At 58.8% G+C, this 10,614-nt stretch carries 10 protein-coding genes; 3 read left to right on the top strand and 7 right to left on the bottom strand.

What is annotated here, in order from left to right; translation table 11 throughout:
* Together ACH2EH_RS16890 and ACH2EH_RS16885 are read left to right on the top strand one after the other, a co-directional pair.
* On the top strand, positions 1-212 hold a 212-nt coding region (locus tag ACH2EH_RS16890; protein ID WP_395143389.1), incomplete at its 5' end, for a hypothetical protein.
* Positions 213-248: 36 nt separating this feature from the next.
* Positions 249-1,544 carry a PQQ-binding-like beta-propeller repeat protein gene (locus ACH2EH_RS16885; RefSeq protein ID WP_395143388.1) on the top strand — a complete coding sequence of 432 codons (1,296 nt, stop codon included), beginning with the start codon at positions 249-251 and terminating at the stop codon, positions 1,542-1,544.
* Here ACH2EH_RS16885 and ACH2EH_RS16880 read toward each other — a convergent pair.
* Both ACH2EH_RS16880 and hflX read right to left on the bottom strand, forming a co-directional pair.
* Positions 1,509-1,922: an RrF2 family transcriptional regulator gene (locus ACH2EH_RS16880; protein ID WP_395143386.1), complete on the bottom strand. Its 414-nt coding sequence runs from the start codon at positions 1,920-1,922 to the stop codon at positions 1,509-1,511. The two genes, ACH2EH_RS16885 and ACH2EH_RS16880, sit on opposite strands and share 36 nt — an antisense overlap.
* Before the next feature lie 24 nt (positions 1,923-1,946).
* Positions 1,947-3,227: a GTPase HflX gene (gene hflX, locus ACH2EH_RS16875; protein ID WP_395143384.1), complete on the bottom strand. Its 1,281-nt coding sequence runs from the start codon at positions 3,225-3,227 to the stop codon at positions 1,947-1,949.
* Between the two features lie 155 nt (positions 3,228-3,382).
* Between hflX and ACH2EH_RS16870 the strand changes: the two genes are divergently transcribed.
* Entirely contained in the window at positions 3,383-4,036 is a 654-nt protein-coding gene (locus tag ACH2EH_RS16870; protein WP_395143382.1) for a DUF899 domain-containing protein, read from the top strand.
* A gap of 9 nt (positions 4,037-4,045) precedes the next feature.
* Here ACH2EH_RS16870 and ACH2EH_RS16865 read toward each other — a convergent pair whose 3' ends face one another.
* The 5 genes from ACH2EH_RS16865 to ACH2EH_RS16845 all read right to left on the bottom strand — a co-directional run.
* Entirely contained in the window at positions 4,046-5,491 is a 1,446-nt protein-coding gene (locus ACH2EH_RS16865) for an MBL fold metallo-hydrolase RNA specificity domain-containing protein (RefSeq protein ID WP_395143381.1), read from the bottom strand.
* Between the two features lie 14 nt (positions 5,492-5,505).
* On the bottom strand, positions 5,506-7,140 hold the full coding sequence (locus tag ACH2EH_RS16860; protein WP_395143379.1) for a hypothetical protein: 1,635 nt from the start codon (positions 7,138-7,140) through the stop codon (positions 5,506-5,508).
* Entirely contained in the window at positions 7,131-7,892 is a 762-nt protein-coding gene (locus ACH2EH_RS16855) for an ABC transporter ATP-binding protein (protein WP_395143377.1), read from the bottom strand. Before ACH2EH_RS16855 ends, ACH2EH_RS16860 begins: the two co-directional genes overlap by 10 nt.
* 4 nt (positions 7,893-7,896) lie before the next feature.
* A complete protein-coding gene (locus tag ACH2EH_RS16850) occupies positions 7,897-8,736 on the bottom strand; it encodes a metallophosphoesterase family protein (protein ID WP_395143375.1) in 840 nt (279 codons plus the stop codon).
* A 9-nt stretch (positions 8,737-8,745) separates the two neighbouring features.
* The coding region (locus tag ACH2EH_RS16845) for a diguanylate cyclase (RefSeq protein ID WP_395143373.1) at positions 8,746-10,614 on the bottom strand (1,869 nt) is incomplete at its 5' end.

Here is a 10,614-nt window from a genome sequence, read left to right as displayed (position 1 = left end):
TCTTCCAGAAGAGGGAAAAGCTTCTCTCGGACTTGTTTCCAGTAAGGGGCAAGCAGGTACTCGCCCTCTGTGCCTTGCTCAGCAGGTATAATCTTGTGACTGACGTTCTGAGTGGTTTGGTTTGTCACATCTCCTTATCGGTTCGGAACGTCAGCTACCTTCGGAACGTCAGCTACCTCTCGAAAATTCTGCCCGAAGGCGCGCCTACGTGATTCGTGCAAAAGGCTCTACCTGGGTAAAATAGCACCATGGCAACTATCAACTGGCCGCAGTTTCGTGGTCCTGGCGCAAGTGGAGTCGCAGTGGGAAGCAAGCTTCCCACCACCTGGAATGTCGAGGAGAAGAAAAATCTTCTCTTTAAGACCCCTCTGCCGGGCCTGGGTCACTCCAGCCCGATTGTCTGGGGCGAGAAGGTCTTTGTGACGGCGGCGCTGAGCCCGAAAAACAACGACTTAAAAGTGGGGATCTACGGTGAGATCGCCTCGGTAGAAGATGACTCCGAACACGAGTGGCGCATCTACTGTGTTCATAAGCGCTCCGGGAAGATTCTCTGGCAGAAGACCGCGCACAAGGGCGTGCCTAAAGTCAAGCGCCACACCAAGGCCACGCAGGCCAGCGCGACCATGGCAACCGATGGCAAGCGGGTTTTAGCGTTCTTTGGCTCCGAGGGGCTATTTTGCTACGACCTAGCGGGCAAGTTGCTCTGGAAGCGCGATCTGGGGATTCTGGACTCGGGTTTCTACATGGTGCCCACCGCGCAATGGGGTTGGGCCAGCTCCCCGATCTTCGCCGACGGCAAGATTATTGTCCAGTGCGACATCCAGAAAGGCTCGTTTGTGGCCGCGCTCGATCCCGCGACGGGCAAAGATCTCTGGCGCACGCCGCGCACGGAAGTGCCCACTTGGTCCACTCCGACACTCTGCACCGTGGGCGGCAAGGCACAGATCGTGTGTAACGGCTGGAAGCATATCGGCGGCTACGATCTTAAAACGGGCAAGTCGCTCTGGAAGCTCACCGGGGGCGGCGATATCCCTGTTCCCACGCCTATTGTTGGGCAGGGGCTGATCTTTATCACCAATGCCCACGGCAGGCAAGCCCCCATCTATGCCATCCGTCCCACTGCCATCGGCGAGATCATCTTACCCCCTGAGAACATGGGTAGCCTGCACTTTGGCTGGGGGGTTGTGCGCGGAGGTGCCTACATGCAGACGCCCTTGGTGCTGGGGCCACATCTCTATGTGTGCAACGATGCCGGTATTCTCAGTTGCTACGAGGCTCAGTCCGGCCAGCGTCTCTACCAGGAGCGCATGGGCACGGGCCGCACGGGCTTCAGTGCCTCCGCCGTGGCCGCTGAGGGGAAGATTTACTACACCAGCGAGGAGGGCGAGATATTCGTAGTGCAGGCGGGGGCAACGTTCAAGCTTCTCTCTCAAAACCCGATGGGCGAGGTCTGCATGGCCACTCCCGCCATCTCCGAGAACGCACTCTACTTCCACACCCAGGGCCATTTAGTCGGGATCGGGGCCGAAGATAGGGGTTTCTAGGACTTCGGCAAATGTGGTCTGCCGAAAGACCCGCTCTACCTGCGCGAGCGTGTCGTCCATACGCTGGTGTAGGTTGCACAGATGCTGCGCGTGCTGAGGCAAGTCCAGAGGACAGGTTTTGATACGCTGGATCGGGTCAACGGCCTGAATAATATCAAAGACGCAGAGCTGATCCGTGGGTCGCTCTAGGTGAAAGCCGCCGTGCAGGCCGCGCTGGGAAACCACCAGCCCCGTTTTCGCAAGGCTCTGCAGCACCTTGGAGAGATAGCTGGGAGGCACTTTGGTGGCCGCTGCGATCTGCGCCACCGTCCGTGGCTCTCCCTGCTCCGCCAGATACGCCACGGCACGAAGAGCATACTCGGCTGTCTGGGAAAACATAGCCAAGTGTACCACAGGCGCTTTTTAGACGATCTGGAACTCTAGCAGCTTACCCGCCAGCGCGTGGGCGACATCAGTGCGAACGAGAATATGATCCGGGCCGTAGTCTACCGAGTGCACGACGCCGAACTCATGGCACTGTGCCACTAGCTCGGAGCGACTGTAGGGAATCGCGACCAGCATGGTCTGCACCAGCTCTTTAATGGTGTCCGAGATACGGTCCATGAGGTGCGTGAGCCCCTGGGACTTGGCGGCGGAGATGTAGCAGGAGTTGGGGGTTGATGCAACCAGGTGACGGAGCGCAAGCGGATCCTCGACCAGATCGCTCTTGTTAAAAACCGTCAGGATCGGCTTGCCCTGCGCACCCAGTGCCTCCAGTGTCTCCAGAACCGTGTCGCGGTGGCGGTCGGCCTCAGGGCTGCTGATGTCCACCATGTGAATCAGAAAGTCCGCCTCGATGGTCTCCTCAAGAGTCGCACGAAACGCCGCCACGAGGTCGTGGGGGAGATTTCGGATAAAGCCCACGGTGTCGGTGAGCAGAATCCCCCGCCCATCGGGCAAGATCACCCGGCGCGTGGTGGGGTCCAGAGTAGAAAAGAGCATCTTGTCGGCGAGCACATCGGAGCCGGAGAGCAGGTTGAGCAGAGTGGACTTGCCCGCCGACGTGTACCCGACCAGAGCTGCCGACGGGAACGGCAGCTTGCGCCGGGCGACGCGCTGCTGGCGGCGGGTCTTCTTGACCTCTTCTAGCTCGTTTTTCAGCTCGGCGATCTGCTCACGGATTTTACGTTTGTCGAGCGAGACCTTGCTCTCCCCGCCACCGCCACGCACCCCGATACCGCCCTGCTGGCGCTCGAACTTGGTGTAGAGCAGCCCCACACGCGGCAGGGAGTAGGTAAGCTGGGCCAGCTCGACTTGTAGATTGCCCTCACGGGTGCGGGCACGCTGGGCAAAAATATCGAGAATGAGCTGGGTGCGATCCATCACCCGGCACTTGAGCGTGATCTCTAAGTTGCGCTGCTGGGTCGGGGAGAGTTCATTGTCGAAGATCACGACAGTCGGCTCCAGCTCCGCCACCAGGGTGTAGAGTTCATCGGCCTTCCCGTGCCCGATCAGAAACGCCGGATCGGGGTTGCGCTTGCGCTGGTCGAAGCGCTCGATCACCCGGATATTGGCCGTGCTCGCCAGCTCCGTGAGCTCATCGAGACGCACCTCGATACTATCAAGATGCTCACCGGTCTCCAGCGCCACGAGGACAGCGCACTCCTCGGTCACGTTCTCATGAAATATATTGGTATTGGACATGTAGTACTTACTGTATCGCAAGCGGGAAGCCTGTGCTAAATGCCCTCCCCTCACACGCACCTCTCACCACAAAAATCGCCACTCTGCGCTTTCCGTCTGAGAACACAATTTGGGAGTACGAAACAAACTGCACGCAATTAGAAAGAAGTAGAGTAATGACAGAGAACGAAATCCCCCACTCCCCCATTGTCTCCCACGACGAATGGCTTACCCAGCGCGAGGCGCTTCTGCTTGAGGAGAAAGCACACACCCGCGAGGGTGATCGTCTTGCTGCGGTGCGACGACGGCTCCCGATGGTGAAGCTAGAAAAAGAGTATGTCTTTGACGGCCCCAATGGCAAACTCGGACTCGTAGATTTATTTGAGGGCAAGCGCCAGCTAATAACCTACCACTTCATGTTCGGCCCCGACTGGGAGAAAGGCTGCCCCGGCTGCACGGGCTTTGTAGACACCATCGCGGATCTTTCCCTGCTGGGCAAGCGCGACACGGCATTTGTCCTCGTCTCCCGTGCCCCATTTACCAAGCTCGATGCCTGGAAGCAAGAGCGCGGCTGGAGCATCCCCTGGTACTCGTCGTTTGAGAGCGAGTTCAACTACGACTTCCGCGTCTCCGACGACAAAGGCGAGGGCTCCGGCCTCAGCGTCTTCTTCCGGCTCGGCGATGACGTCTACCATACCTACTCCACCTACGGTCGGGGCGTCGAGAACCTCGTCCACACCTACCCGCTTCTGGATGTCACGCCCTACGGCAGGCAAGAGGACTTCGAGGATTCCCCCGCAGGCTGGCCACAAAAACCAACCTACGGCTAGGAGGCTCAGTTATCTCAGCTCGATCACGTCCCCGTAAGCGGGGACGGTAACACTCCAGCCGAAGCGCTCTTTGATGTGCTCGGCCATAGCGGCGGCGGCTTCCGGCTCGCCATGGGTGATGTAGACCTGGCGGGGGGCGTTGCGTCCCAGCGGTGCGAGCCAGGTGAGAAGCTCGTTGTAGTCCGCATGGGCGGAGAAGCCGCCGATTTTTTTGATGCGGCAGCGCACCGGGAACCACTCCTTGAAGATCTTTATTTCCGGCTCGCCATCTAAGATCCGCCGCCCCGTCGTACCCGCAGCCTGAAATCCCACAAAGCAGATCGTCGCCTCGGGGTTGGAGACCATCTGGCGGGCATGGTGCATCACGCGCCCCCCGGTCATCATGCCGCTGGCGGAGACGATCACCCGAGCGCCGGTTTCCTCGTTGAGCCTGCGGGATTCCTCACGGCTCGATGAGAATCCCATGGACTTTGTGCGCAGCGGGTTGCGCCGTGCGGCCGTAATCTCCCGGGTATCGTCGTCGTGCTCCTCCACCATCTTGAGGTAGGCTTGTGTCGCCTCCGCCGCCATCGGGGAGTCGGCGCGAACGGCCACAATGGGAATCTCTCCGGCATCTTCCAGCTCACGGATATGGTAGAGAATGTCCTGAGTGCGGCCCACGGAGAACGCGGGAATCAGCACGGGGGCATCGCGCTCGTGGGCGTCTTTGATGACCTCGGCAAGCTGCTGACGCGGGTCTTCGTCTTCGTGCAGCCTATCCCCGTAGGTGGACTCCACTAACACATAGTCGGCGGGTGGCGGCGTGACGGGATCGCGCAGAACCGGCTGATCGCAGCGGCCGACATCGCCCGAAAAGAGAATACTGCGCTGCTGTCCCTCTGCGCCCGCCCCGCTCACCTCCACCCGAAGCGAACGCGCCCCGAGCATGTGCCCCGCGGGCCACCACTGCACGCGGATATCGCTGGTAACTTGGAAACCCTCCGTGCCCGCCTTCTGCGGCTGAAAGAGCTTCATCGTGCGCTTCACATCGGTGCGGTCGTAGAGCGGCACGGCGGGGTGGTGTGCCGTGAGTCCTTTTTTATTGCGCCAGTCCGCCTCCTCCTCTTGCAGCTCCGCTGAGTCTTCGAGAATAATGCGTGCCAGCTCCCCCGTGGCGCGGGTGCAGTAGACCATGCCCTTGAAGCCATTCTTCACCAGTGCCGGAAGATAGCCCACATGGTCGGTGTGCGCATGGGTCAGCACCACGGCATCTACCGTCGTCGGGTCAAAAGGCGGTGCCTGCCAGTTACGATCCCGAAGCTCCTTGAGACCCTGGAAAAGCCCACAGTCAATCAAAACTTTGCTGTTTTTAGTCTCGATCAGATACTTAGAGCCGGTGACAGTGCCCACGCCGCCCCAAAAAGTGAGTGTCGCAATCTGCGGGTTTTGCGTCTTCGCATGTTGAATTCGTGCCATGCTTAGAGTGTACCCTAACCCTCAGGCCGAGCAACCCGTGCGACAATCTCTTGCTCGCGCTCTAGCAGCCAGGGCTCCGTGAGGCGTAGTGAGAGAAAATAGAGGCCCACGGCGTAGCCAAGCGCCACGGGGACAGTCAGTGGCAGCCAGCTCGTCCCGATCCAGAAGTGCGGCACGAGCACGGCGGCTAGAATGGGCGCATAGAGTACCAGTGCCGCCAAGCTGATTCCCAGGCTCGCGAAGCCATATCCCACTCCCCCACTGCTCTGCCGCGCCTTGAATCCTTGCGTACTGACCCGGTACGGGATCATCACGGAGACCGCATTGCCCACAGCAGTCATGAGCACGGAGGCACCCAGCATCCACGGCAGCAAGATAGGGAGCATGTCAAGACGCTTGAGGGTTGCACAGAGTACGATCACGGCAGCAAGATTCAAAGGTAGGAGCGCCGAGAGATTTGCAAGATTCTTCCCGATCAGTAGCTCGCGACGGCGTACGGGAAAGGCAAAAAGCAGAGTGGCCGCATTCGCCTCGGGGCCGAAGATGTTGTAGGACAGAATGCTCTGCTGAAACAGTGTCAGTGAGGTCGCCAGCCAGAGAGCCATCGTCGTGCGCGCCTCAGTGAATCCCAGGCCATCTGCCGCGTCGTTCTTCCCCCGACTGAAGGCCATGAACGCCCCGAACCCCAGCATGTAGACAAAATTCATCGCCATGAGCCGAAAGTACGGATCGCGAGTAAAGACGTACCACTCTTTCTGGAAGACCGCCTGAACCACGCCTCCCCTCCCCCTGCTCCCTGCCCGGCGGGGGGCTAGGGGGGGGGGCTGTGGGGCGGGAACACCGACGGCTTCCCCTTCGTAGGCCTTGCTCACCAGCCAGGAAGAGACCATAAAAGTAACCACGGTAATGAGCCCCAGTGCCCCCAGATAGGCAATCCCAAGCGGCCACAAGCCCTTCATCCCCGCCCCAACGGCGCGGGCGGCGAGGCCCGGCGGAAGAAAGCTGAGCACATCCCAGGTCATGCTTCCAAGAAAGGCCGTCCAGTTCGTCTTTCCCGCACTCCGCCCAATATTCTGCATCCCGAACTGCCAGGTCATCCAGAACAGCGGCACAATCAGCAGCGCCACATCGCGCCACTTTCGGCTCTGGAGCACCCCCTGAAGTGCGAGAGTAACACCTTGGCTGGCGGCGAGTGTCTGAAAGAGAAAGAGCGGCATGACAATCACGGCGATCAGTGCCCCCGCAAGGCCATGAAACGCCGCACCAACAATCACCGCAAGCAGCGTCGGGATGAGAAGAATTGTCGTCAAGTCTAGCAAGCATCCGGCGATCGCTCCCAGAAAGAGCTTGCGCACCGGCACCGGGTAGACAAAGAGCCGCGTGATGTCCTGCGCCTCGTTGAGCTGGAAGCCCAGCACGGGCCCGATTGTCCAGATCGCGGCCACGAGCAGTAGCGCCCCCCGCAGAGCGTTCTCCCCGAGGGGTATATCTAGCTTCACGAGCCCAAAGCCGAGGCCGCCCGCCAGCGCCAGCGCGTAGGGTCCCACAATAAGCATCCCAATAATCGAGCCGATCAGCGTGCTCCGGCTCCGGGTAAAGCCCCGCAACGTGAGCTTCCAGCGCAGCCACAGAAGCTGCCTCAGAGCCATTTGAGAGTCTCGGTGCTGATGGCCTCCGGGGAGACGAGCTTGAGAAAAACATCTTCCAGAGCGCCGTCTTCACCCGCTTGCTCACGCAGCTCAGCGATCGTGCCCTGACCGACCAGCTTGCCTTTTTGAATGATCGCAATGCGGGTGCAGAGCCGCTCGACCACTTCCATCACGTGCGATGTAAAAAAAATCGTCGTGCCATGCTCCGTGAGCGTATTGAGTACCCCCCGGATGGCGCGCACCGAGATCGGGTCAATGCCATTAAACGGCTCGTCCAGAAAGAGCACACGGGGCCGATGAATCAGCGCGGCCGCCAGCGCGACTTTCTTTTTCATGCCCATCGAGTAGTCCACGATAAGCTTATCCGCATCCGCTGTCAGCTCCATCACGCCCAGCAGGTCTTGGGTGCGCTCCTCGGTCTCGGTGCGCCCCAGGCCGTACATCTGGCCCGCAAAAAGCAGCATCTCCCGCGCCGTGAGCCGCTCGTAGAGGCTGGTTTCCTCAGGGAGAATCCCAATCACGCGCTTTACCTCAAGCGGCTGACTTGCCATGTCGTAGCCCGCCACCCGTATCTGCCCCTGTGTAGGCCGTAGCATCCCCGTGAGCATTTTAATCGTAGTGGACTTGCCCGCGCCGTTGGGACCTAGAAATCCGTAAAACTCTCCCTCACCCACATCAAGATCAATTCCATCAACGGCCCGCTGCTTGCCGTAGTCTTTGATCAGGCCACGCGCTTGAATACTAATCTGCATGCTGTTAAAGAGTCTCAGGGAGAGACATTCGTTGCAGGCGTTTTGCGTGCACGGGATGCTGGGCATGCTTGCGAAAGCCTTTGAGTTCAACACTACCATCAGCGAAAATACTTAAAGCGCTGTAGCCACTACTCTCCGGCCCACTTCCCTCAACCATCGCGGCGAGGGTGAGATAGGGAATCCCATTGATCATCGTCTGATCGTTGCCATGGCTATGGCCCATAAAGACCGCACTGACTTTCTTACTCTGCTCCAGAATCTGCCGCACTTCAGAAGCGCTCTTGATGGTGTAGTGATTGCCCGGAGGCGTGTCGAGGCGCTGGTGCACAAAGATAACCACCGGACCGCTTGCTTTTTTGAGGGTTGTCTTTAACCACTGCCGTTGCGCCGGAGGAATCTCCGTATCGCTCCACTCAAAGGGTTCCTCGCCGTAGGCCACGCCATCCGAGCGAAAGCAGGCATCCAGAAAGATTAGGTGAACTCCCTTGCGCTTCAGGGAGTAGTAGGATCTTTTCTGGCCCACAATCTCCAGAAACTCTCGCTTTTTCAGGGTCGTGACACAGTGGTTTCCAAAGACATAGTGCCGCTCGGGAGCCATTGCCGTAAAAACCATGTTGATGCGCTTCAGATACTCACGCTCCTGAACCAGATCGGGTTTCCGACGAGCATCAATCAGATCCCCTAGTTCCACGGCAATATCTACTTTTTCCTCACGGAGAACGCACGCCGCTTCTTCCAACTTTGTGAGAGATTCCTGATAGTAGCGGTTCGCACGCGGAAAAGCATCGGCGTAGTGTACGTCTGTCACCAGCCCGACGGTTAGGAGCAGCTTTGCCTCATTCATACCGCCAGTTTACGCCGCTTTTTTCCCCGAAACCACTTTCAACGCACTACGACGGCTTTCTTTAAGAGCCCTGTCCGGCTCCAGAGTCTGCCCCCCTGCCATAAAGCGAAGCTTACGGTCGGTCTTGTCCTGGTACATGCGCTGATCCGCCGCCGAGAGCAGTGTGGCACAGTCGCTCCCGTCGTGAGGAAAGCAGGAAGTGCCGATGCTAACTCCGAGCCGCAGAGCACCCAGACGCGGGTGCAGCAGTCCGGGGTCGTAGGAGGTGATCGCGGCACGCACACGCTCCGCAATACGCTCCGCCTCCGCCATAGTAGCATCCTCTAAAATCAGCAGGAACTCATCTCCCCCGTACCGCGAGACAATATCCTGCTCCTTCACCGCGCCTCGCAGAAGTCCCGCCAGATCGCGAAGGACATCATCGCCACGCGAGTGGCCAAAGTTATCATTGACGGGCTTAAAGTTATCCAGATCCAGGCAAAGAACGGCAAAACTGCGCGCCTCCTCGCCTTCAGCACAACGTTTTTCGACATACTGCGTTAGAAATCGGATATTGTAGAGATCCGTGAGCGGGTCAGTAAAGGCATGATTTCGTGTCCGGTCATAGAGCAGGCCGTTGTAGATTGCCATCGCGGCGCGCTCCGCGATCATCTCCAAAAGATGCTGGTCATGAACCGAGAATGCATCGGTTTGCTGGTGGAAGAGGTTGATGGTTCCCAGCGCCTCTCCCTGATGGACAATCGGAACAATTAGCGCCGTATTGAGTGGCACCCACGGTGTCTGTGTCTGGCTGGTGATCAGTAGATCATCGTGATCAAACTCGCCCAGATAGGTATTTCGGGAACGAACGACCCCCAGAGAGCGGCTTTTCAGGCCCGCCGTGCGGCAAGTCAGGAAGTGTTCCCGGTTCGTGCCCACAGCGGCTCGCGCGATTAGTGTTTCGGGCATGTCCTCCGCTGTGAGAAGAAACAAACAGGTGGTTCCCGGAAGGATCGCCTCCAGCTTACGGGCCAAAATATCTAGGGTTTCCGTCATTCCCATACTGGCGGAGAGAGTCTGCGCCACTTCGTAGAGTGCCCAGAGCTCCGACGAGGCCCGGTGAATATCCCGGGCGGCTTCATCCGCCTTGGTCGCATAAACAGGCACCTCTTTGCGACTAATCAGCGGTCCGTAGCCCTCGCTCGCCATCGCCTGAACCACTCCATCAATCACCGCGAGAAAGGCCTGGGCAACGACCGGATCAAAGTGAGTCCCCATATTTTCTTGGATCAAGTTCAGGGCGCGCTCATGGGACCAGGCATTTCGGTACGAACGGGTGGATGTCAGTGCATCGTAGACATCCGCGACACTCAGAATGCGAGCAAGAAAGGGAATATCCTCCCCTTTGAGCCCTTCAGGATAGCCCGTGCCATCCCACTTTTCATGGTGGTACTTCACCACCGGTAAGACGGGCCAGGGGAACTCGACGGGATCAAGAATCGCCGCCCCGATCTCCGGGTGCTTCTTAATCTTTTCAAACTCATCGTTGGTGAGCTTGCCCGGCTTGAGCAGGACATACTCCGGGACTCCCAGCTTGCCGATATCGTGTAGAAGTGCTCCTGTACGCAGCCCCTCAAGATCATTCTCGGAGAGCTGTAGATACTCTCCCACCGCCACAGAGTAGCGCTGCACGCGTAAAATGTGCTGGTGGGTGTACTGATCTTTGGCATCAATAGCAAGCGCAAGGCTCTTAATGGTCGCAAGATAGAGATCGGCAAGCTGTGTCTGGCTGCTCTGGAGCTGCTCGATATGCTGCTGTTTCTCCTGAGTGCGCGCGGTGTAGGTCTCGTAAATCGTGTAGATCATGTAGGCAACCGGGCCAACCACGAGGGTGATGCT

Source organism: Armatimonas sp. (assembly GCF_043760365.1).
Taxonomy (GTDB): domain Bacteria; phylum Armatimonadota; class Armatimonadia; order Armatimonadales; family Armatimonadaceae; genus Armatimonas.
Note: the sequence above shows the minus strand (reverse complement) of the source record. Positions and strands in the feature narration are given on the sequence as shown.

What these genes read in the sequence shown, in the direction of transcription:
- ACH2EH_RS16885 (WP_395143388.1), top strand. Translation starts at nt 249, where the DNA reads ATGGCAACTATCAACTGGCCGCAGTTTCGTGGTCCTGGCGCAAGTGGA.
- ACH2EH_RS16855 (WP_395143377.1), bottom strand. Translation starts at nt 7,892, where the DNA reads ATGCAGATTAGTATTCAAGCGCGTGGCCTGATCAAAGACTACGGCAAG.
- ACH2EH_RS16860 (WP_395143379.1), bottom strand. Translation starts at nt 7,140, where the DNA reads ATGGCTCTGAGGCAGCTTCTGTGGCTGCGCTGGAAGCTCACGTTGCGG.
- ACH2EH_RS16870 (WP_395143382.1), top strand. Translation starts at nt 3,383, where the DNA reads ATGACAGAGAACGAAATCCCCCACTCCCCCATTGTCTCCCACGACGAA.
- ACH2EH_RS16850 (WP_395143375.1), bottom strand. Translation starts at nt 8,736, where the DNA reads ATGAATGAGGCAAAGCTGCTCCTAACCGTCGGGCTGGTGACAGACGTA.
- ACH2EH_RS16880 (WP_395143386.1), bottom strand. Translation starts at nt 1,922, where the DNA reads ATGTTTTCCCAGACAGCCGAGTATGCTCTTCGTGCCGTGGCGTATCTG.
- hflX (WP_395143384.1), bottom strand. Translation starts at nt 3,227, where the DNA reads ATGTCCAATACCAATATATTTCATGAGAACGTGACCGAGGAGTGCGCT.
- ACH2EH_RS16865 (WP_395143381.1), bottom strand. Translation starts at nt 5,491, where the DNA reads ATGGCACGAATTCAACATGCGAAGACGCAAAACCCGCAGATTGCGACA.